Source organism: Streptosporangium sp. NPDC023825 (assembly GCF_040639575.1).
Classification (GTDB): Bacteria; Actinomycetota; Actinomycetes; order Streptosporangiales; family Streptosporangiaceae; genus Streptosporangium.
The window spans coordinates 1-21,193 of the sequence record NZ_JBFAAE010000096.1; the positions used below are offsets into that span (position 1 = coordinate 1).

Genomic DNA, 21,193 nt, shown 5'->3' on the forward strand with positions numbered 1-21,193 from the left:
CCCGCCCGGGGGGGGGGGGCGGGGCGGGGGGGGTCCGCGGGGGGGGGGGGCGGGGCGGGGGGGGGGTGGGGGGCGGGGGGGGCGGCGCGCGGGCGCCCCCCGCCCGCCCCCCCCCGCCGCCTCAGCGCCCTGGGCCCCGCACGGAGGTGCGACGGGCGATCTCGGCCTGGAGCCTGGCCATCTGCCAGTGCAGCTCGATGAGCTGCTCGGTCAGCTGGAGACGCGGAATCTCTGACGGGTCCTCGACGGACAGGTGGTCGATCGCGGTGGACAGCTCTCGCATCGCGCGCCCCCACTCCATGACGGCTTCCTTGGATCGAAACAACGTTCGAATCATACCGGAACACCGAACACGCTGTCAGTCCATTGCCTCCCGTGTCCCACCCCCGGGGCGTGAGGCCCTCGCTAGTTCTGGTATTCGGGTGTCACGTATCCGCGAGCCAGGGTGTGGGCGGTGATGTTGAAGCCCACCACGGCGGGCGGGGTGTCGGCGTCGAGGCCGAGTTTCTCCACGTCGAGGGCGTGCACCGCGAAGATGTAGCGGTGCGGGTCCCCGGGCGGCGGTGCGGCGCCGCCGTAGGCGTTGTGGCTGTAGTCGTTGCGCCCGTGCACGCCCACGCCGCCGTCGCCGGCACCCGCGCCGGCGGGCAGCTCGGTCACGTCGGCCGGGATGTCGAACAGCAGCCAGTGCCAGAACCCGCTGCCGGTGGGGGCGTCGGGGTCGAAGCACGTCACGGCGTAGCTGAGCGTGCCCTCGGGGGCGCCGGACCAGCGCAGGTGGGGAGAGACGTTCTGGCCGGTGGAGCCCCAGTCGTTGAACACGTGGGTCTCCGCCATGCGTTCGCCGTCGCGGACGTCGTCGCTCTCGACGGTCAGCGCGGGAACCTGGGGCAGGAAGTCATACGGAATCGGTGGCCGCGTGGACACGATTCACCTCCGATGGAAGCGTCTTGTCGGTCGCTCCTCATCCTGCCCTGCCACCGGGCCCCGTAGCGGTCGGAGGCCGGGCGATCGGACGCCGTGGCGATCGGGCCCCGTAGCGGTCGGACGCCGTGGCGATCGGGTCGCGTCGCGGGCGGCGCGATCAGACCTTGTTGTAGGCGGCGAGGACCGTCTTCGGGTCGCCGTCCATCCTGATCTTGCCCTTGTGCAGCCAGATGACCCGGTTGCAGGTCTCCTCGATCACGTCGAGGTTGTGGGCGACCAGGAAGACGGTGCCGGCCTCGTCGCGCATCTTCTTGATGCGGTCCTGGCTCTTGCGCCGGAACTCGCGGTCGCCGGTGGCCAGGGCCTCGTCGATGAGCAGCACGTCGTGGGACTTGGCCGAGGCGATGGCGAAGCGGAGCCTGGCGCCCATGCCCGAGGAGTAGGTCGACATGGGGAACTGCACGAACTCCCCGATGCCGGAGAAGTCGACGATGTCGTCGTACTTCTGCTTGACCTGCGCGGGGTTCATGCCCATCGCGTAACAGCCGAGCACGATGTTGCGCTCGCCGGTGAGCTCGCGCATCAGCGCGGCGTTGACGCCGAGCAGGGAGGGCTGGCCGTCGGTGTAGACGGCGCCGGAGTGCGGGGGCAGGAGGCCGGCGATGGCGCGCAGCAGCGTGGACTTGCCGGAGCCGTTGCGGCCGACGATGCCGATGGCGTCGCCGTGGCGGGCCACGAAGGACACGCCGCGCACGGCGTGGACCTCCTTCATCTGCGGACGCCCCTGGCGCTTGACGAGGCGCATGAGGGCGTTGACGGCGTTGCCCTTCTCCGCGTCGCTGGCCGCGCCGTACACCCGGTAGATGATGTGCAGATCGTCCACGATGACCGTGGGTGTGCCCTCGCGCTCGTCGGCGGGCGCGGGGGCGGGTTCCGGGTTGGGGTGCACCCTGACGTCCGTGCTCGGCACGGCGGGCTCCTCGGCCTTCACTCGGGACAGCTCCTCGGTCAACTCAGCCACGGCCGTACTTCTCCTCGGCTCGCCAGAAGTACCAGAAGCCGCCGAGCAGAGCGAACAACGCCCAGAATACGCAGACCGCCCAGATGTAGGGCCGGGCCGGGTGGGTCTGCATGAGCAGGTCCCGCATGAGCTCGATGTACGCGGCGGCCGGGTTGAAGTACATGATGTCGGCGACCCACTGGGGGAGGCCGGCGCCGCCGGGGCCCACGACCTTGTCCTCGATGGAGAAGAAGACGCCGGAGGCGTAGAGCCAGGTGCGCATGATGAAGGGGAGCAGCTGGTTCAGGTCGCGGGCGGTGGAGCCGACCCGGGCGAGCACCAGGCTCGCGCCGACGTTGAACATCGTCTGCAGTGCCAGGGCGACCGGGACGAGCAGCCACAGGAGGGTGAGCTCCTCGCCGGTGATCAGCACCAGCCCGAACAGCACGCCCATCGAGATGAGCAGCTGCTGGAACTCCTGGATCGTGTAGGCGAGCGGGAGCGCGGCGCGCGGGAAGTGCAGGGCGCGGATCAGCGACAGGTTGCCGGAGATCGCCTTGGCGCCGCTGCTCACCGAGCGCTGGGTGTAGGTGAAGACGAACATCCCGGTGATGAGGAAGGCCGGGTAGTTCTTGATGTCCCCCTTCGCGCCGAGGATGAGGCCGAACATCACGTAGTAGATGCCCGCGTTCAGCAGTGGCGTGATGACCTGCCAGAGCTGACCCATGGCCGAGTTGCTGTACTTCGAGACGTTGCGCGACGTGGCGTACGTCGTGATGAAGTGTCGTCGTTCCCACAGCTGGCGCATGTAGACGAACAGACCCGGGCGTGCGATGGCACGCCGAAGTCCGTGGCGCGCGGCGAGCTTGGCCAGCGGCTCTTGCCCCTGCTCGGGGGTGCCGTTACTCGGGCCGCCCGCCTGGGCGTCCGCGATCGCGGATTCCGGCTGGCTCATGGCAAGGACTCTATTGGATGCGAGTGGATGAAGTGCCTGCGGCGGGGTCCCGCCGCACACATTGGACGGGATCTCCGGCCCGTAGGTTCCAGGGCAATTGTGCGGTTCTCCCGCGGCGGACCGGGCCCTTGGCGATCACGTAAGCGCAGGCCCAGGTCAGGGTCATCGGAGGGTAACGGATGCGAGCAGTGCCGTCGCGGGGGTATTTTGGCGTGACCGTTCATGTCCTACGTGTGCCTGGATGTCGTTTTCATACACATCCGGGATCTTGACCTCGTCGAGTTGGCAGGTATGTGACGCCGAATCGGTTCATGCGTGACCGAACTGCAACATCACAGATATAAGTCGGTGTGGAGCAGTAGGGAATAGTCGCGACCGATCGGTGTGGCGTCAGCACCCGGACCGGAACAGCGGGAAGCAGGGACCACAAGATCCTCCTTCGCGGTGCTCGGGTCACGGACTCAGTGTCGACGTAAGCCTGCAAAGGGAGGATTTACCGCAATGCGCGTTTCTAAGGGTGCGCGGCTCACCGCCGGCACCGCGTTGCTCGCCCTCGCGCTGACCGCGTGTGGCAGCTCGACGTCCTCGGATGGCGGGACGGCCGCGGCCGACCAGCCCGTGCGTATGGAGCTCGGCGAGCCGCAGAAGCTCTTCTACCCCGGTGACACCACCGAGTCCGAGGGCTCCGAGGTCATGGCCGCCATCTTCGCCCCGCTGGTCGGCTACGACGAGAACAAGCAGGTCGTGAACGAGGTCGCCGAGTCGATCGAGTCGACCGACAACACGGTGTGGACGATCAAGCTCAAGCCCGGCTACACGTGGCACAACGGCGAGAAGCTGATCGCGCAGAACTACGTCGACGCGTGGAACTACGCCGCCAACCAGGACAACGCCCAGGGCGCCAACGGCTTCTTCAGCCGGGTCGACGGCTGGGCCGACCTGAACCCGGGCGAGGGCCAGACCGTCTCCACCAAGGAGATGAAGGGCCTGAAGGTCATCGACGAGAACACCTTCAGCGTCACCCTCTCCAAGCCGTTCTCGCAGTTCAAGACGATGCTGGGCTACACGGCGTTCTACCCGCTGCCCAAGGCGGCCTTCGGCCCCGACGGCAAGGTCACCGAGGAGTACGCCAAGAAGCCGATCGGCCAGGGCTACTTCCAGATCGACAAGCCCTACAACAAGGGCACCGACCAGACGATCGACCTCACCCGGTACGACAAGTTCGCCGGGACGAAGCCGAAGTTCACCAAGCTCCAGTTCAAGCTCTACACGAGCCCGGAGACCGCGTTCAACGACCTGGCCGCGGGCAACCTCGACGTGCACGACTCGCTGCCCCCGTCGGCGATCGCCCGGGCCAAGTCGGAGCTCGGCGAGCGCTACATGGACGAGGCGGACGCCGGCGTCGGCTACATCGGCTTCCCGCTGCAGTACAACAAGACGTACTCGAACGTGAAGGTCCGCGAGGCCATCTCCATGGCCATCGACCGCGCGACCATCGCCGACAAGGTCTTCTCCGGCACGCGCGCCCCGGCCGACGACTTCATCAACCCCCTCCTCGACGGCTACCGCGCCGGTGCCTGCGCGGCCTGCAGCTACGAGCCCGACAAGGCCAAGGCGCAGTACGCGGAGAACAACGGCCCCAAGACGCTGGAGCTGGGCTACAACACCGACGGCCCGCACAAGGAGTGGATCGAGGCCGTCGCGAACAGCCTCCGCGCCAACCTGGGCATCGAGGTGACGGTCAAGCCCTTCGAGAAGTTCGCCTCGATTCTCGACGAGCTCGACAAGAAGACCTACGGCGGCATGTTCCGCATGGGCTGGGCGATCGACTACCCGTCGGCGGAGAACTACCTGACCCCGATCTTCTCCACTGTCGCGATCAAGACCGGCTCCAACTACGCCGGCTGGTCGAACAAGGAGTTCGACGAGCTCCTGGCCAAGGGCGACACCGCCCCGACGCAGGAGGAGGGCCTGAAGTTCTACCAGCAGGCCGACGACATCCTGATCAAGGAACTGCCGTACATCCCGGTGTACTTCTACCGGACCAACGCCGCGTTCTCCCAGCACGTCAAGGGCGTCAAGATCAATCTTCTCAACCAGATCGAGTGGACCCAGGTCGAGAAGGCCAGCTGACGACCGGTTGAGGGCCGGGCGGGAGCCCGGCCCCACTGGCCGCCCGGGACGATCTCGCGGCACCGTGTGACCCGCCGGTCCGCGAGATCGTCCCGGGTACCTACGGGAGATACGAATGGGCCGTTACATCCTCAGGCGCCTGATCCAGGCGATACCAGTCCTGGTGGGCGCCACCCTGCTCATCTACGCCATCGTCTTCGCGCTGCCCGGAGACCCCATCGCGGCGCTGGCGGGCGAGAAGCGCATAGACCCCAACATCGTCGCCATCCTGCGCGAGCAGTACCACCTGAACGACCCGTTCCTGGTGCAGTACTGGTACTACATCACCGGCCTGCTCGGCGGCGACTTCGGCACCACCTTCGCCGGCGTCGGAGTCGACGAGATCATGGCCGGCAAGTTCCAGGTGACCATCAACCTGGCGACGACCGCCCTGGTGATGGAGGCCGTCATCGGCGTGGGGCTCGGCCTGTACGCGGCGCTGCGCCACGGCAGGGCCAGCGACTCGATGATCCTCGCCTCCACCCTGGTGCTGATCTCCATCCCCACCCTGGTGACCGGCTTCGTGCTCCAGCTGCTGCTGGGCGTGAAGCTCAAGCAGGCCGGGATCGACCTCTTTCCCGTCGCGGGCGTGACGGAGGGCTGGCGCAGCTACCTGCTGCCCGGCTTCGTGCTCGCGGGGACGTCGATCGCCTACCTCACCCGGCTGGCCAGGAACAGCCTGGTGGAGATCCTGCGCGCCGACTACATCCGCACCGCGGTGGCCAAGGGCCTGCCCCGGAACCGGGTCGTCGGGCGGCACGCGCTGCGCAACGCGCTGATCCCGCTGGTCACCTACCTGGGCGCCGACCTCGGTACGTTGATGGGCGGCGCGGTGATCACCGAGACGATCTTCAACCTGCCGGGCATCGGCCAGCAGCTGTTCAGCTCCGTGTACCTGCGCGAGCAGCCCGTGGTCGTCGGCATCGTGACCGTCCTGGTGCTGATCTACATCCTGGCCAACCTGGTCGTCGACCTGCTCTACGCCGTGCTCGACCCGAGGATCCGTTATGAGTGACACTCTTGTCCCGGCCGGAGGGCAGACCGGGAACCCCAAGCACGGCAGGTCCAGAAGGGGCGCGAAGGGCGCCAAGGCGCCCAAGGCCGCGAGCCTGTGGGGCGACGCCTGGTACGACCTGCGCCGCCGCCCGCTCTTCATCGGGGCGTCCGTCCTCATCGCCGTCCTGGTCGTCATGGCGGTGGTTCCCTCGCTGTTCACCTCGGTGAACCCGTTCGACGCCAAGAGCTGCGACCTGGGCGACGCCCGGCTGGGCATGAGCGCGGCCCACTGGTTCGGCACCGACAACCTCGGCTGCGACATCTACGCCCGCACCATCCACGGCGCCCGCAACTCGATCGTGGTCGGGCTGGCCACCACCGTCGTCACCGCGATCGTGGGCGGCCTGCTCGGTCTCTTCGCGGGATTCAGGGGCGGCGCGCTGGACACCCTGCTCTCCCGGCTCACGGAGATCTTCTTCGCGATCCCGTCGATCCTCGGCGCCCTGCTCATCCTGGCGGTCTTCCGCACGGGCAACGTGTGGACCGTCATGCTCGCGCTGGCCGTGCTGACCTGGCCGATGACGTACCGGATCATGCGGGCGGCGGTGATCACCGCCAAGAGCCAGGACTACGTGCTCGCGGCGAGGGCGCTCGGCGCCTCCGCGTCGAGGATCATGTTCCGGCACATCCTGCCGAACGCGATCGCCTCGGTGATCGTGGTCGCCACGATCAACCTGGGCTACTTCATCGCCGCGGAGGCCGGCCTGTCCTTCCTCGGTGTGGGCCTGCGCTCGCCCGACATCTCCTGGGGGCTCATGATCTCCGATGCCAGGGAGCGCTTCCTGGAGGCTCCGTGGGCGCTGCTGTTCCCGGCGCTGTTCCTGAGCCTGACGGTGCTGGCCTTCATCATGCTGGGCGACGCCGTCCGCGACGCCCTCGACCCGAAGCTGCGGTAGGGGGACCCGTGAAGAAGACCTCAACGCCGGTGGTGCCGTCCAGGGAGGCGCCGGGCAGCGAGCCGCTGCTCGTCGTCGACGACCTGCACGTGGAGTTCGTGACCAGGCAGGGCCTGGTCAAGGCGGTCAACGGGGTCAGCTACTCGCTGAACCCCGGGGAGACGCTCGCGGTGCTCGGCGAGTCCGGTTCGGGCAAGTCGGTGACCGCGCAGGCCATCATGGGCATCCTCGACTCCCCGCCGGCCCGCATTCCCAAGGGCGAGATCCGCTTCCGGGGCACGAACCTGCTCGACCTGTCCGAGGAGGCCCGCACCCAGGTGCGCGGCCGGCGGATCGCGATGATCTTCCAGGACGCGCTCTCCGCGCTGAACCCGGTGTTCACCGTCGGCGCCCAGATCGGGGAGATGTTCCGGGTGCACCGGGGCGCCTCCAAGCGCGACGCCCAGAAGAAGGCGATCGAGCTGATGGACCGGGTCCGTATCCCGGCCGCCAAGCAGCGGGTGCACGACTATCCCCACCAGTTCTCCGGGGGAATGCGCCAGCGCATCATGATCGCGATGTCGATCGCACTCGACCCCGAGGTGCTGATCGCCGACGAGCCGACCACCGCCCTCGACGTGACGGTGCAGGCCCAGATCATGGAACTCCTGGGCGAGCTGCGGCGCGAGAGCAACATGGGCCTGATCCTGATCACCCACGACCTCGGCGTGGTCGCTGACGTCGCCGACAAGATCGCGGTCATGTACGGCGGGCGGATCGTGGAGAACGCCCTCGTGCACGACATCTACCGCAGGCCCGCCCACCCGTACGCCAAGGGCCTGCTCGACTCGATTCCCCGGGTCGACCAGAAGGGGCAGGAGCTGTACGCCATCAAGGGCATGCCGCCGAACCTGCTCGACATGCCCACGGGCTGCGCCTTCCACCCCCGGTGCCCGTACCGTCAGGACAACTGCGTCGTCGACGCGCCCCCGCTGTACGAGATCGGCCCGACGCGCGGCAGCGCGTGTCACTACTGGAGGGAGGTCCTCGATGGCAGCCACGGGTGAGCCGATCCTTGAGGTCCGCGACCTGGTCAAGCACTTCCCGCTGACCCAGGGTGTCGTCCTGCGCAAGCAGGTCGGCGCGATCAAGGCCGTCGACGGGGTCTCCTTCGACCTGCACCGCGGCGAGACGCTCGGCATCGTGGGCGAGTCCGGATGCGGCAAGTCCACGCTGGCCAAGCTCCTGATGGCGCTGGAGCGGCCGACCTCGGGCTCGGTGCGGATCAACGGCCGGGAGATCGCCAACGCCAGGCGCGGCGAGCTCAAGCGGGCCCGCCGCAACATCCAGATGGTCATGCAGGACCCGTACACCTCGCTGAACCCCCGGATGACGGTGGGCGACATCATCGGCGAGCCGTTCGAGATCCACCAGGAGGTCGCCCCCAAGGGCGACCGGCGCCGCAAGGTGCAGGAGCTCCTCGAAGTGGTGGGCCTCAACCCCGACCACATCAACCGCTACCCGCACCAGTTCTCCGGCGGCCAGCGCCAGCGCATCGGGATCGCCCGCGGGCTGGCGCTCCAGCCGGAGATCATCGTCTGTGACGAGCCGGTCTCCGCGCTGGACGTGTCGATCCAGGCGCAGGTCGTCAACCTGCTGGAGCGGCTGCAGGACGACCTCGGCCTCGCGTATGTCTTCATCGCCCACGACCTGTCGGTGGTCCGGCACATCTCCGACCGGGTCGGGGTGATGTACCTGGGCAAGATGGTGGAGATCGGTAAGGACGTCGAGATCTACGACCGGCCCGCGCACCCCTACACCCAGGCGCTGCTGTCGGCCGTCCCGGTGCCCGACCCCGAGGGGCGCGAGCGGCGCGAGCGGATCATCCTCCAGGGTGACCCGCCGTCCCCCGCCAACCCGCCGTCGGGCTGCCGTTTCCGTACGCGGTGCTGGAAGGCCCAGGAGATCTGTGCCGTCGAGGAGCCGCTGCTGCAGATCCGGCCCGGCACCGCGCACGCGAGCGCCTGCCACTTCGCCGAGACCCACGACGTGATCCACGTTTGAGGGTGCTCGGGAAGGTCCGAGAGGGCCTCAGCGGGCGGGGAAGGCGACGGCGGAGACGGTCCCGGAGAGCGGGGAAGGGCGGAGAGCCCGGAGAGTCCGCGGGCGGGGATCCAGGAACAGCCGGAGCCGCAACAACCGGACCCGGGACGACCGGAACCGCAACAACCGGACCCGCAACAACCGGAGTCGCAACAAACCGGAGCCGGAACAGCGAAGGGCGCGACCCCCACATGGAATTGTGGAGGCCGCGCCCTGTCTGCTTTACCGCTTTACCGCAGGGTGTCTGTCCTACTAGAGGATGTCGACGCCGACGCCACCGATGCCGACGAGGCCGCCGATGCCGACGCCGTGGCCGACTCCGCTGCCGCTGCTGATGATGTTGCCGCCGCCGCCGATGGTGTTGCCGCCACGGCCGAAGAGGCCGCCGCCGAGGATGCCGCCCCCGCCGAAGCCGCCGCCGAAGCCGCCGCCGTAGAAGCCCCCACCGTAGACGCCGCCACCGTAGATGCCGCCGCCGTAGCAGCCGCCGCCATAGATGCCGCCGCCGTAGATGCCGCCGCCGAAGCCGCCGCCGTAGATGCCGCCGCCGCAGCCGATGCCGCTGCTCACGGCCGTGGGGATGACGGTGGCGCCGTACGTGACGGTGCTCGTCGGGACGAAGGCCGGAGCGCCGCTGACGACGCCGACGCCGCAGCAGTCGGCGGCCTTCTTGGCGGCCTTGGCCTTGGCGGCGGCCTTGACGACCGACTGGGCGCTGACCTTGGCCGTGGAGGTGGAGGTGGAGGAGGTGGACGCGGACGCGACCGCGGCCGGTGCGATGACGGCGATACCGACACACGCGGAGGTGATGAGAAGACGACGAATCATTGTGGTTCCCCCTGGAAGGAAATCGTCGCGGCAGTGTCTGGGGCCTCTGGAACGGACCGTCTGCACGCGGCTACTCAAAGTAACGGGAGTGAGACTATCCAGCGACATGCTTTCTGGAGGGTCAAGAATGGTCAGCTTGTGGCAATGATCGCGGGGTTATATCAGAACGAAACTCGGTCTATCGCCGATCCGATCCGGGCGCTCCCGGCCTTTCATGCCCCGTCGAATTCCTTAATTGCCAGGTCAGCTCGCATATCCGGCCGAGGGCGGCCTCCCGGCGGGCGGTGGGGCGGGAAGGGCCTGCCCCAGGGGGGAGCCGTCGCCGCGAAGGCATGCCGGCGGCCATGGGGAGGGCGGCGCGGTCACATTTTCCATGGGGTATCGGGAAACGTCGTCTGAATTCCGGCATGCGGGATTCCGCCGGAAAAACCTGCTGACGAAAAAGGTGCTTCACTAAACGGGGCGATGCATGGCGTGATTTCCTCTTAAATCACATTTGTTGTGCATGTCAGGGAGAGTTGTGCATGTCTAGGGAGAGGGGGAGAGCCGCACGTGGGCTCCGGGCGGCAGGCCCAGCCGCTGTGAGGCGTCGCCGGAGTTGACCGCCAGCGCGACCAGCCCGGCCGAGTCGGTGAAGGCCACGACCTCCCCGGGCGGGACCGCGGCGAAGGTCTCCCTGAACGGCACCGAGAGCCGTCTCCTGCCCAGCCAGACCACCAGGGTGTCTCCCGGCGTGACGTCCAGCGTCACCAGATCGCCGGAGCCGATCGACAGCTGGGCGTTGCCGTGCCGGTCGACCGACAGCACCTCCCCCTCGACGTAGTCCTCCCGCAGCACGGAGGTGGGCGCGGGCAGCGAGACGAGCCGCTCCAGCGGGATCTCCGGTCCCAGCTCGGACGGATGGCACCCGGTCGCCAGGTGCGCCGCCACCGGGGCGAAAAGGTCGCGGCCGTGGAAGGTCGGCGAGACGGGTTCCAGGAAGAGCTCCTTGTTGGAGAGCTCGTAGGCGGCACGCGCGCCCCCGCTGGCGTGGATCGCCCACGACAGCAGCCCGTTGTCCGGGCCCAGGAACATGTGGTCGCCGGCCTGGACGGCCACGGCCCGGCGCGAGCCGCCACCGCCGGGATCCACCACGGCGACGTGCACGCCGGGAGGGAGGTAGGCGATCGTCTGGGCCAGGATCGCCGCACCGCGCCGTACGTCTCCCGAGGGGACCAGATGGCACACGTCAATGATCCGCGACTGCGGAGAGATGCCGGCGATCACGCCGTGACATGCGGCGATGTAGCCGTCTTCCAGTCCGTAGTCGGTGAGAAGGCTGATGACAGAGGTCACATCTGGTGACTGTACGTCTCCACATCCGTCATGAACAGCATGAAATTCCGGACTATCCTGACTTCGGGCCGCGCGTGCGCGGTGTGATCGCCGCGTGCCCCGAGGGAGGAGGAGGCAATGGACACCGCGCCGAGTTCCGGTGACAGCGCTGCTCCGGAGCCCGTGTCGAGGGCTCTCACCGACAGGGAGCGCGAGCTGCTCGCCTTCGAGCGCCAGTGGTGGCGCTACGCGGGCGCCAAGGAACAGGCCGTCCGCGAGGCCTTCGACATTTCCGCGACGCGCTACTACCAGTTGCTCAGCGAGCTCATCGACCTGCCGGCGGCGCTCGCCCACGACCCGATGCTGGTCAAGCGCCTGCGCCGGCTCCGGGAGACCCGGCGCCGCGATCGTGCCGCCCGGAAAATGGGCTTACGCCCCTGATGTTCGGGTACGACCGGTCGGACGGCGATCGCGAGAGCGGAGCCGGTACGACGGTGAACACACTCGACAGGCTGAGGCGGGCATGACGACGAATACGTCCGACGGGCTGAAGGCGATCGTCGCCGACCCGGCGGGAGCGGTGATCGGGCTCGACTTCGACGGCACGCTGTCCCCGATCGTCCCCGACCCCGCGGCGGCCAGGATCCACCCCGGCGGCCCCGAGGTGCTGGCCAGGCTCGGCCGCCTGGTCGGCGCCGTGGTGATCGTGACCGGCCGCCCGGCCGCCACGGCCGTCGAGTACGGCTCCCTGGCCGGGGTGCCGGGGCTGGTCGTGCTCGGGCACTACGGCCTCGAACGCTGGGAGGCGGGGGCGCTCGCCGCGCCGCCCGTCCACCCGGGCCTCGACCTCGCCCGCACCGGGCTGGTCCAGCTGGTGGCGGGGATCGACGGGATCAGGATCGAGGACAAGGAGCGGTCGGTGGCCGTGCACACCCGGCAGGCCGCCGACCCGTGGGCGGCGCTCGACGCGCTGCGCGAGCCGGTCGCCGCGCTGGCAGCCGGGGCGGGGCTGGCGGTGGAGCCGGGCAAGTTCGTGCTGGAGCTGCGCCCGCCGGGGATGGACAAGGGGGTGGCGCTGAGCGCCTTCCTGGGCGAGCGGGCCGCCAGGTCGGTGCTGTTCGCCGGGGACGACCTGGGCGACCTCGCGGCGTTCGCGGCCGTGCGGGCCTCCGGGCTGCCGGGCGTGACGGTGTTCAGCGGGTCGCCCGAGATCGAGGTGGAGGCCGACATCGTGGTGGACGGGCCTTTGGGGGTCCTGGAGCTCCTCACCTCGATCGCCGACGCCGTGGAGAGGGAGGCGTAGGGCGAGGCCCGTCCGGCGAGGCCCGCGCGCGCCCGGGGATACCCGCCCGCGTCCGCTCAGGCGGGCTCGCCGGCGCCCGCCCTGAGACGTCCGCCCGCGGTGATCAGCAGCCCTCCGGCGGCGAGCCCGATCAGGGCGGGGACCATGAGGAACGCCTGCTGGGTGCCGAACCCGTCGGCCAGCGCGCCCAGCAGGAACGGCCCGATGCCCACCGCCAGCCCGGAGAAGATCGAGGCCATCGCCGACGCCCGGTCCCGCCGTCCGCCGGAGGCGGCCAGCACCCGGGACAGCGCCATCGGGAAGTGCAGCGCGACCCCCAGTCCCGACACGGCCAGGCCCGCGTAGGAGAACACCGGGTTCGTGCTCAGCCAGAAGATCGCCCATCCGGCGGCCGCGACCAGGAGGGCACCGAGGAACAGCACGGTCGGGGGCACCCGCAGGGCCAGCCAGGCCCCGGCCAGCCGCCCGGCCGCCATCCCGGCGGTGAACGCCGCGACCGCGGTCGCGGCCACCGCCGCGGGCAGCCCGGTCTGGTCGGAGAACAGCTTGGCCGCCCACAGGTTGAAGCAGAATTCCATCGCGACGCAGCAGAACAGCACGGCCGCGGCGAGGTAGAACCGCCAGCCGAAGCGGGCCCGGCCCTCCGTGGCGGTGCCGCCGGCGCCGCCGGCGCCGCCGGTGCCGCCGGTGGCGTCGCCGGGCTCGGGGAGGCGTACGCGCCCCATGGCCAGCGCGAGCAGCGCGGCCAGCGCGGGGGTCACCAGCAGCGCGGCCCGCCAGCCGAAGGCGCTCTGCGCGGCGGCGCTGACCACGAACGGGACCCCGATGCCGACGATCACGCAGACGGCGTTGGCCTCGCTGATCGCCGCCGGGCCGGCGGGGCCGTGCCGGTCGTCGAGCGCGGCCATGCCCAGGTACAGGACGATCGAGGCCAGCCCGCTGGCGACGCCGTACCCGAGGAGGGTGACCGGCAGCACGGTGGGGGCCGCCGCGACCATGAGCGTTCCGGCGCTCATCCCGGCCATCCCGGTCCAGACGGCGGCCCGGCGGCCGATCCTCCCGGCCAGCCAGGGCAGGGCGAGACCGACGATGATGCCGCCGACGGCCATCGCGGTCCCGTGCAGCCCGGCGACCGCCTGGGACACGCCCTGGTCGAGGCGGAGCAGCGGGAGCGCGGCGCTGAGGCCGTACAGGTAGGTGGCGAAGACGCCGAGCTGAAGGTAGATCAGCCAGGTCGCGCGGTCGCGGATCAGCCGGACGGGCGCGATCGCGGTCAACTCGGTCTCCCGTATGCAAGAAAAAGTGAAATAGACGCAAAAACTATCTCATACAGGTCTAAAACCGCTTAACGAGCTGGGCCGTCACCCGAGGGCGTCGAGCTGCTCGGCGAACCACCGGTGCGGGGGCAGCGCGGTCGCCGCGGCGGCCAGCAGGACCCCCCTCCTGGCGCGCTCGTCCGAGGGCATCGTCAGCCCCTCGTGCAGCGCGGCGGCCGTGGCCGAGACGTCGTAGGGGTTCACCGTCAGCGCGTGCTCGCCCAGCTCGGCGGCGGCGCCGGCCTCCCGCGACAGCACCAGCGCGCTGTGCGGCGACAGGATCGGCCCCTCCTTGGCGACCAGGTTCATGCCGTCGCGGATCGGGTTGACCAGCAGCACGTCGGCCAGCCGGTAGGCGGCCAGCGAGCGCGGGTAGTCGTCGTCGACGTTGAGGATCAGCGGGTCCCAGTCCTCGGTGGCGTACTCGTCCTCGATCTCCTCGGCGCAGCGCTGCACCGCCGCGGTGTACTCGCGGTACTCGGGCAGGTCGTGCCGGGACGGGTAGGCGAAGGCGAGGTGGGTGACCCGGCCGTGCCACTCCGGGTGGGCCGCGAGGAACTGCTTGTAGGCGACCAGGCCCCGCACGATGTTCTTCGACAGCTCGGTCCTGTCGATCCGCACGATCAGCCTGCGGTCGCCCACCTGGGCGCGGAGCGCGGCCATGTGCGACTCCACGTCGGGCTCGGACGCCCGCGTCCAGAGCGCCTTGCCGTCCACGCCCAGGCTGTGGGTGCCGATCCGGGTCGTCCTGCCCGCGTGCGTGACGGTGCGCTCCCCGCGGTCGACCCGCGCGCCGAGCACCGTCTCGCAGCAGTCCATGAACGCCCCGCCCCAGCGGGCGGTGAGGAAGCCCGCGTGGTCGGCGCCCAGGATGCCCTCGAGGAGCTCGGTCGCGACGTCGTCGGGGAGCAGGTTGAAGTATTCGGGCGGCGCCCACGGCGTGTGCGAGAAGTGCGCCACCCGCAGGTCGGGGCGCTCCCCCCTGAGCATGGCCGGGACCAGGCTCAGGTGGTAGTCCTGCACCATCACCCGCGCCCCGTGCGGGGCCTCCTCGGCCAGCGCCATCGCGAACGCCTCGTTGTAGGACTGGTACGACTCCCACTCCCGGCGGAACCTGGCGTCGAAGTAGGGCCTGTTGGGGATGTCGTAGAGGAGGTGGTGGACGAACCAGAGGGTGGAGTTGGCGACCGCGTTGTACGCGCGGTGGAAGGTCGCCGGGGGGATGTCGAGCATCCGCAGCGCCCCGGTGTCGTAGCCCGCCTGGTCGAGCCGGCCGCCGGGGGCCAGCCGCACGGCGCCGCGGTCGCCGTCGGACAGCGCCGCGCAGACCCACAGGACGCCGAGGTCTTTCGCGACCTCCGACAGGCCGGAGACCAGGCCGCCACCTCCCCTGCGCATGGACAGCGAACCGTCCTCGGAGAGGGTGAAGGAGACGGGACCTCGGTTGGAGGCCACCAGGATCGCGCTCATCGATTCTCCTTGAGCGTGGAGACCCCAAGGTTAACCGGCACCTCGTCGGGATGTCCTCGCTCTTCAAATCAAGGAAGGAACGGCGTCCATCGAATTGTGTCAGCTCTTGTCAGCAGGTGGAGTGATGAGCCCCGCTCTATCACCCTTTTTGTGGCGATGAGGGAGGGTCACCATCCGCGACCCCCGACCGTAGGATGTCCAGCGACCGTGACCGCTGATGGGGGCCCGTGATGGCGCTGGACGAGACGACCGAGGACCTGGCCCGATCGGCCGCCCAGGGCGACCACCGCGCTCTCGGCGAGCTGCTGAAGCGGATCGAGCCCGCCGTGCTCAGGCACTGCGGCCGGATCCTCCCCTTCCGGCAGGACGCCGAGGAGGCCTGCCAGGACACCCTGCTCGCGGTGGCGCGCAACATCGGCCGCTTCGAGGGTCGCGCCCGGTTCAGCACCTGGCTGCACATCGTGACCGCCAACTGCGCCAGGACCACCTACCGCTCGCTGAAGCGCCGCGCGGCCGAGCAGAGCTCCGACGAGCTGCCGCTGCAGAAGCCGGACGTCGCCCGGGTCAGCGTGATCGCCGGGTCCCGGCTGGACCTGCTCGACGCGATGGAGGCGCTGGAGGCCGAGAAGCCGGAACTGGCCCAGGCGCTGGTGCTGCGCGACATCTGCCAGCTCGACTACAACGAGGTGGCCGAGCAGCTGCGCATCCCGCTGGGCACCGCCAAGTCGCGCATCCACCAGGCGCGCAAGTACGTCCAGGGCGCCCTGGGCGACGCCTACGGCTTCTGACCGCCGCCCGGCCTCTGACGGGCTGCCCGCCAGGCCGGAACCGGTCGAGGAGCACTCTCCGCGTGGCGCGCGGCCCTGACGGCCTCACCTGATTTAGGGTGGCGTTGCCCACGTCGCGTGATCAATCGGTGACATGTGGCGATCTCCCCTCACGCTGTGCACGCCGAGGTCGAGGAGAGACCACATGTTCCGCAGACACGCCGTTTCCACGGCATGCGTCCTGGCGGCCACCGCACTTGCCCTGGCCGCCGTACCGGCCGGCGCCGAACGCGGGGCGGCCGCCCCGGCCGCGCCCGCCGCCCCGTCCGCCACCACGGCCGAGTGGGCCATGTCGGCCGCGCGGAAACCGCCGCCGGGCATGCTGGAAGCACTCGAGCGCGACCTCGGCCTGACCCCGGCCCAGGCCCAGGCCCGGCTGCTCAACGAGGCCCGCCTGACCCCGGTCGCGCTACAGATGGCCAGGAGGCTCGGCCCCCGTTTCGGCGGCACCTGGCTGCGAGGAACCAGCGCGCACACCCTGGTGGTGGCCACCACCAGCGCCGCCGACATCCCGACGATCCTCGACGCGGGTGCCCAGGCCGAGGTCGTCCCCAGGTCGCTGGTGGAGCTCACCGCGATCAAGCAGGCGGTCGACGACAGCCTGCCCCCGCAGCCGCTCGTGTCGAGCGCGCGCTTCGTCGACGTGAAGAGGAACAAGGTGGTCGTCCTCTCCCCACAGCCCGAGGCTGCCATAAACGTCATCGAGAGCGCCGGGGTGGACGGAGCGGCGGTAGTCGTGCTGCCCTCCACCGAGGTTCCCCAGCCGCTGTACGACCTGGTGGGCGGCAACGCCTACTACATCGGCGTCACCAGCCGCTGCTCGGTCGGCTTCTCGGTGCTCAAGGGCACCCAGAACGGTTTCGTCACCGCTGGCCACTGCGGCAGGACCGGCAACGCCACCACCGGCTTCAACCGCGTCGCCCAAGGCACCTTCCAGGGATCGGTCTTCCCCGGCAGCGACTACGCCTGGGTCTTGGCCAACACCAACTGGACGGCCACCCCGACGGTCGACAACGGCCAGGGCGGCACCGTGCCCGTCGCCGGCGCCCGGATCGCCATCGAGGGTGCCTCGGTCTGCCGGTCGGGCTCCACCACCGACTGGCACTGCGGTCTCATCCAGCAGCGCGACGCCAGCATCACCTACCCCCAGGGCACCGTCAACGGGCTGACCCGAACCACCGTCTGCGCCGAACCCGGCGACTCCGGAGGTTCGTTCATCTCCGTCGACCAGGCCCAGGGCGTCACCTCCGGCGGCTCCGGAGACTGCAGCCAGGGCGGCACCACCTACTTCCAGCCGATCGCCCCGATCCTCACCGCGTACGGCCTGACCCTGAGGACCACGGCGGGCAACCCGCCGCCGCCGGTCACGGGCACCTGCACCGGCTTCCCCAACACCTACACCGGCACCCTGGCCGCCGGCCGATCCGTCTACCAGCCGAGGGGCCTGTACTACAGGTTGACCGTCGGAGGTCTCCAGACCGCCTGCCTGGACGGCTCCGACGGCACCGACTTCGACCTGTACCTGCAGAAGTGGAACGGCAGCACCTGGCCGGTCGTCGCCACCTCCGACAGCGCGGGTCCCGACGAGAGCATCTCCTACACCGGCACGCCCGGCTACTACCGCTACCGGGTGGTCTCCGCGGCCGGCTCCGGCCCCTACACCCTGGGGTTCCGGGTGCCGAGTGCCGTGACCGCCCCGGCGGGTCGCCTCCCGTAGCGACGACCGGCAGGGGGCGGGGCCCCCGCCGGGCCCGCGATCACCGAGGATCGCCGGGTCCGGCGGGGGCCCCGCCTGCCGTCCGGGCGTGCGCCGCGCGCCTCGCGACCGGCGGCCCGAAGACGGTTGTCCGTTGGATAACACGCCATGTCTCGCACAGTGAGACAGGGAGTCAGGAGGGAGGCAGGGCGGGGTAGAGTGCTGAGGACCTGCGCGTCAGGTTTCCAACTGAATATTTGCTCATCCAGAGGGGTGGAGGGACCGGCCCTGCGAAGCCCCGGCAACCATCCCGGTTCAAGACTCGTGATCTGAACGAGGTCGGCCGGGACAGGTGCCAATTCCGGTCTGTGACCAGGGTGGTCCGCAGACGAAGATGAGGGAAAGGCCTCGCTTCATGGCGCTCGCAACCACTGAGAACAACACCACCACCTCCTCCGGTCGTGCCGGCGACGCGCGAGAGCGGCGCTTCGGCCCCGCCGTCGCCCTGTCCTGCCGGGAGTGCGGTGCCCGCTACGACCTCGGCCCCAGCTTCGCCTGTGACGAGTGTTTCGGGCCCCTTGAGATCGCGTACGACTTCGGGCGTGTGACCCGGGAGCGGATCGCCGAGGGGCCGACCAACATCTGGCGCTACCGCTCGCTGCTGCCCGTCCCCGACGACGTGGCCGCCAAGCCCAACATGGCGCCCGGCTGGACCAAGCTCGTCAACGCCGGCAACCTCGCCCGCGAGCTGGGCATCCGCTCCCTGCACGTGAAGGACGACTCCGGCAACCCCACGCACTCCTTCAAGGACCGCGTGGTGGCCATCGCCGTCGAGGCCGCCCGCAACTTCGGTTTCCACACCCTCTCCTGCTCCTCCACCGGCAACCTGGCCGGCGCCGTGACCGCCGCCGCCGCGCGGGCCGGGCTGGACGCCTGCGTGTTCATCCCCTCCGACCTGGAGCAGGCCAAGATCGTCATGGCCTCCGTGTACGGCGGCAGGCTCATCGGCATCGAGGGCACCTACGACGACGTGAACCGCTTCTGCTCCGAGCTCATCGGTGACGAGCTGGGCGACCAGTGGGGCTTCGTCAACGTCAACCTCCGGCCCTACTACGCGGAGGGGTCCAAGACCCTGGCCTACGAGATCGCCGAGCAGCTCGGCTGGCGCATCCCCGACCAGATCGTCATCCCGGTCGCGTCGGGCTCGCAGCTCACGAAGATCGACAAGGGCTTCAAGGAGCTGATCGCGCTCGGCCTGGTCGAGGACAGGCCGTACAAGATCTTCGCGGCCCAGGCCGAGGGGTGCTCCCCGGTCTCCGCCGCCTACAAGGCGGGCCACGACGTGATCCGCCCGGTCAAGCCGGACACGATCGCCAAGTCGCTGGCGATCGGCAACCCGGCCGACGGCCCGTACGTCCTGGACATCGCCCGCCGCACCGGCGGCGCGGTCGAGGACGTCACCGACGCCGAGATCGTCGACGCGATCCGGCTGCTGGCCAGGACCGAGGGCATCTTCGCCGAGACCGCCGGAGGCGTCGTCGTCGGGGTGCTGCGCAAGCTGGTCGCCTCGGGCACGCTCGACCCCGACGCCGAGACCGTGGTCCTCAACACCGGCGACGGTCTCAAGACCCTTGACGCGGTGGCCGCGGAGGCGCGCCCGACCGCGGTGATTCGGCCTTCTCTTGACGCATTCCGTGCGGCTATCGCCTAGAAATCGTGAAAGGTACTGAATTATGAGCGTTTCTGTGCGGATTCCGACGATTCTCCGGACTTACACCGATGGTGCCGCCGAGGTGAACGGAGAGGGTGAGACCCTGCGCGATGTTCTTCAGAAGCTCGACGCGGACTTCCCGGGGATCGGCGCCCGGATTCTTGATGAATCGGGAAAGATCCGACGTTTTGTCAACGTCTATGTGGGGGATGAGGACGTCCGTTTTGTCGACAACCTCGACACGGCCACGCCCTCCGGCGTTCAGGTCTCCATCATCCCGGCGGTGGCCGGAGGCTGATCCTCCCGCCCTGAGGCGGCCCTGACCGCCCCGCGCCGCCCCCGGGGCGCCCGCGACTCCACGGCACCCGCCCGGCTCCGGCCGGGCGGGTGCCGTGTTTTATGACGCAAGCTCATATTCAGGGACTTAGATGGGTCATGTAACCCTTAACTAACTAATAGTGATAGTGAAACTCTCTTCTCGTACTAAAAGCTCTCGTAAAGCGGTAGTTTGGTGCTTGACTCTGTTGCCCTACCGCTTCCCACAGGTATGGTCGGAACGATCGCCGCGGCGAAGTCCGCCCCGGCGATTGAGGACTTCGCGAGAGGAATGGGCGTCGTCCTTAAGACCAGTAAGAGGAGTCGCAAGTGGCGCAGGGCACCGTCAAATGGTTCAACGCGGACAAGGGCTACGGCTTCATCGCGGTAGACGGTGGTAAGGATGTGTTCGTCCATTACTCCGCGATCATGATGGACGGCTATCGTGCCCTCGAGCAGGGCCAGCGGGTCGAGTTCGAGATCACCCAAGGTCAGAAAGGTCCCCAGGCGGAGTCCGTCCGGGCGGTCTGACGTGGCCGTTTCGTGAATTCGCAGGGAAGAGCCGGTGGATCCCGCGGTATCGCAGTCCGCTGGATCCTCACCGCCCAGGCCCGGCTCGCTTCCCGACAAGGCGAGCCGGGCCTTCGCGTCGCGCGGTAGGGGCGGCTGCAGGGGACGCGTGGTCGCACGGGGTACGCGGCGGCCGGGTGGGGTGCGGGGCGGTGGCGCGCGCTCACGCGGAGACGCCGCGCAGGGACCTCAGGGGCGCGCAGGGACGCTGTGAGCGCGCCGGTGTAGCACGGAGAGCCCGCCGGGTGGCGCGGAGCCGCGGGCGGGTCGGCGCGAAGCGCGCGCCGGATGGCACGGAGCCCGCCGGGTGGCACGGAGCCGCGCGGCGGGTGGCGCGGAGCGCGCGGCGGGTGGCGCGGCGGACCGGTGACGACGCGTGGCCCACGCCGACGTGACGCGAGATCTACGTCCCCATGACACGGAGGTGACGTCCCGTCTCGGGCGGCGCAGGTCAACGGATCGTGGCTTGCACTCGACAGGGTAGAGTGCTAAATAGATTGTTGGCACTCACGCATAGAGAGTGCCAATCCTGGATCGAGGCGATGGGGCCCGCCGAACGGAGTCGTGGGCCCACATGCCGTCGCGGGCGTCGGCTCGATCCGGTGTAAGCCACCCTTTCTCTGGGAGGTTAGCCGTATGGCAGCCAAGATGATCGCGTTTAACGAGGACGCCCGGCGCGGTCTCGAGCGCGGCATGAACCAGCTCGCGGACGCCGTCAAGGTGACCCTCGGCCCCAAGGGCCGTAACGTCGTGCT

Annotated in this window: 20 protein-coding genes and 1 riboswitch; of the genes, 12 read left to right on the top strand and 8 right to left on the bottom strand. The window is 69.5% G+C overall.

Features of this window, described 5'->3' with window-relative positions; genetic code table 11:
* Window positions 1–121: 121 nt before the first annotated feature.
* The 4 genes from AB0G15_RS41110 to AB0G15_RS41125 form a co-directional block, all read right to left on the bottom strand.
* Window positions 122–301, bottom strand: a complete 180-nt coding sequence (locus tag AB0G15_RS41110; RefSeq protein WP_329086969.1) for a hypothetical protein — start codon at window positions 299–301, stop codon at window positions 122–124.
* A gap of 104 nt (window positions 302–405) precedes the next feature.
* Window positions 406–927: a YbhB/YbcL family Raf kinase inhibitor-like protein gene (locus AB0G15_RS41115; protein WP_362698479.1), complete on the bottom strand. Its 522-nt coding sequence runs from the start codon at window positions 925–927 to the stop codon at window positions 406–408.
* A gap of 157 nt (window positions 928–1,084) precedes the next feature.
* The gene (locus AB0G15_RS41120) at window positions 1,085–1,948 is read right to left on the bottom strand and encodes an ABC transporter ATP-binding protein (RefSeq protein ID WP_362850942.1); all 864 of its coding nucleotides are present in this window, start codon (window positions 1,946–1,948) and stop codon (window positions 1,085–1,087) included.
* Window positions 1,941–2,882 carry an ABC transporter permease gene (locus AB0G15_RS41125; RefSeq protein ID WP_362850944.1) on the bottom strand — a complete coding sequence of 314 codons (942 nt, stop codon included), beginning with the start codon at window positions 2,880–2,882 and terminating at the stop codon, window positions 1,941–1,943. The genes AB0G15_RS41120 and AB0G15_RS41125 overlap by 8 nt, the downstream gene beginning before the upstream one ends.
* 501 nt (window positions 2,883–3,383) lie before the next feature.
* Between AB0G15_RS41125 and AB0G15_RS41130 the strand changes: the two genes are divergently transcribed.
* The 5 genes from AB0G15_RS41130 to AB0G15_RS41150 all read left to right on the top strand — a co-directional run bounded on the left by AB0G15_RS41130 (window position 3,384) and on the right by AB0G15_RS41150 (window position 9,049).
* Window positions 3,384–5,015, top strand: a complete 1,632-nt coding sequence (locus tag AB0G15_RS41130) for an ABC transporter substrate-binding protein (RefSeq protein WP_362850946.1) — start codon at window positions 3,384–3,386, stop codon at window positions 5,013–5,015.
* 115 nt (window positions 5,016–5,130) lie between these two features.
* A complete protein-coding gene (locus AB0G15_RS41135) occupies window positions 5,131–6,069 on the top strand; it encodes an ABC transporter permease (RefSeq protein ID WP_362850948.1) in 939 nt (312 codons plus the stop codon).
* Window positions 6,062–7,006 carry an ABC transporter permease gene (locus tag AB0G15_RS41140; RefSeq protein ID WP_362850950.1) on the top strand — a complete coding sequence of 315 codons (945 nt, stop codon included), beginning with the start codon at window positions 6,062–6,064 and terminating at the stop codon, window positions 7,004–7,006. Before AB0G15_RS41135 ends, AB0G15_RS41140 begins: the two co-directional genes overlap by 8 nt.
* 8 nt (window positions 7,007–7,014) lie before the next feature.
* A complete protein-coding gene (locus tag AB0G15_RS41145) occupies window positions 7,015–8,052 on the top strand; it encodes an ABC transporter ATP-binding protein (RefSeq protein ID WP_362850952.1) in 1,038 nt (345 codons plus the stop codon).
* A complete protein-coding gene (locus tag AB0G15_RS41150) occupies window positions 8,036–9,049 on the top strand; it encodes a dipeptide ABC transporter ATP-binding protein (RefSeq protein ID WP_362850954.1) in 1,014 nt (337 codons plus the stop codon). Before AB0G15_RS41145 ends, AB0G15_RS41150 begins: the two co-directional genes overlap by 17 nt.
* Before the next feature lie 291 nt (window positions 9,050–9,340).
* On the opposite strand, the gene AB0G15_RS41155 is transcribed toward AB0G15_RS41150, so the two are convergent.
* Both AB0G15_RS41155 and AB0G15_RS41160 read right to left on the bottom strand, forming a co-directional pair.
* On the bottom strand, window positions 9,341–9,916 hold the full coding sequence (locus AB0G15_RS41155) for a hypothetical protein (RefSeq protein WP_362850956.1): 576 nt from the start codon (window positions 9,914–9,916) through the stop codon (window positions 9,341–9,343).
* Between the two features lie 528 nt (window positions 9,917–10,444).
* A complete protein-coding gene (locus AB0G15_RS41160; RefSeq protein ID WP_362850958.1) occupies window positions 10,445–11,251 on the bottom strand; it encodes an SAM-dependent chlorinase/fluorinase in 807 nt (268 codons plus the stop codon).
* A gap of 117 nt (window positions 11,252–11,368) precedes the next feature.
* Here AB0G15_RS41160 and AB0G15_RS41165 point away from each other — a divergent pair, with 117 nt between their 5' ends.
* Entirely contained in the window at window positions 11,369–11,671 is a 303-nt protein-coding gene (locus AB0G15_RS41165) for a DUF3263 domain-containing protein (RefSeq protein ID WP_362850960.1), read from the top strand.
* Between the two features lie 82 nt (window positions 11,672–11,753).
* Window positions 11,754–12,533, top strand: coding sequence for a trehalose-phosphatase (gene otsB / locus AB0G15_RS41170; protein ID WP_362850962.1), 780 nt, complete (start codon window positions 11,754–11,756; stop codon window positions 12,531–12,533).
* A 56-nt stretch (window positions 12,534–12,589) separates the two neighbouring features.
* On the opposite strand, the gene AB0G15_RS41175 is transcribed toward otsB, so the two are convergent.
* Both AB0G15_RS41175 and AB0G15_RS41180 read right to left on the bottom strand, forming a co-directional pair.
* A complete protein-coding gene (locus tag AB0G15_RS41175) occupies window positions 12,590–13,810 on the bottom strand; it encodes an MFS transporter (protein ID WP_362850964.1) in 1,221 nt (406 codons plus the stop codon).
* A gap of 84 nt (window positions 13,811–13,894) precedes the next feature.
* Window positions 13,895–15,319: a trehalose-6-phosphate synthase gene (locus tag AB0G15_RS41180; protein WP_362850966.1), complete on the bottom strand. Its 1,425-nt coding sequence runs from the start codon at window positions 15,317–15,319 to the stop codon at window positions 13,895–13,897.
* Between the two features lie 230 nt (window positions 15,320–15,549).
* Between AB0G15_RS41180 and AB0G15_RS41185 the strand changes: the two genes are divergently transcribed.
* The 5 genes from AB0G15_RS41185 (at window position 15,550) to AB0G15_RS41205 (ending at window position 20,399) form a co-directional block, all read left to right on the top strand.
* Window positions 15,550–16,107: an RNA polymerase sigma factor gene (locus AB0G15_RS41185; RefSeq protein ID WP_344744275.1), complete on the top strand. Its 558-nt coding sequence runs from the start codon at window positions 15,550–15,552 to the stop codon at window positions 16,105–16,107.
* 184 nt (window positions 16,108–16,291) lie between these two features.
* Complete coding sequence (locus AB0G15_RS41190; protein WP_362850968.1) at window positions 16,292–17,863, top strand: S1 family peptidase; 1,572 nt, start codon at window positions 16,292–16,294, stop codon at window positions 17,861–17,863.
* Between the two features lie 237 nt (window positions 17,864–18,100).
* Window positions 18,101–18,243, top strand: a riboswitch (SAM riboswitch).
* Window positions 18,244–18,257: 14 nt separating this feature from the next.
* Entirely contained in the window at window positions 18,258–19,553 is a 1,296-nt protein-coding gene (thrC, locus tag AB0G15_RS41195; RefSeq protein WP_362850970.1) for a threonine synthase, read from the top strand.
* A 22-nt stretch (window positions 19,554–19,575) separates the two neighbouring features.
* On the top strand, window positions 19,576–19,851 hold the full coding sequence (locus tag AB0G15_RS41200; RefSeq protein WP_350977546.1) for a MoaD/ThiS family protein: 276 nt from the start codon (window positions 19,576–19,578) through the stop codon (window positions 19,849–19,851).
* Window positions 19,852–20,198: 347 nt separating this feature from the next.
* A complete protein-coding gene (locus AB0G15_RS41205; RefSeq protein WP_012895270.1) occupies window positions 20,199–20,399 on the top strand; it encodes a cold-shock protein in 201 nt (66 codons plus the stop codon).
* The last annotated feature ends 794 nt before the right edge of the window (window positions 20,400–21,193 follow it).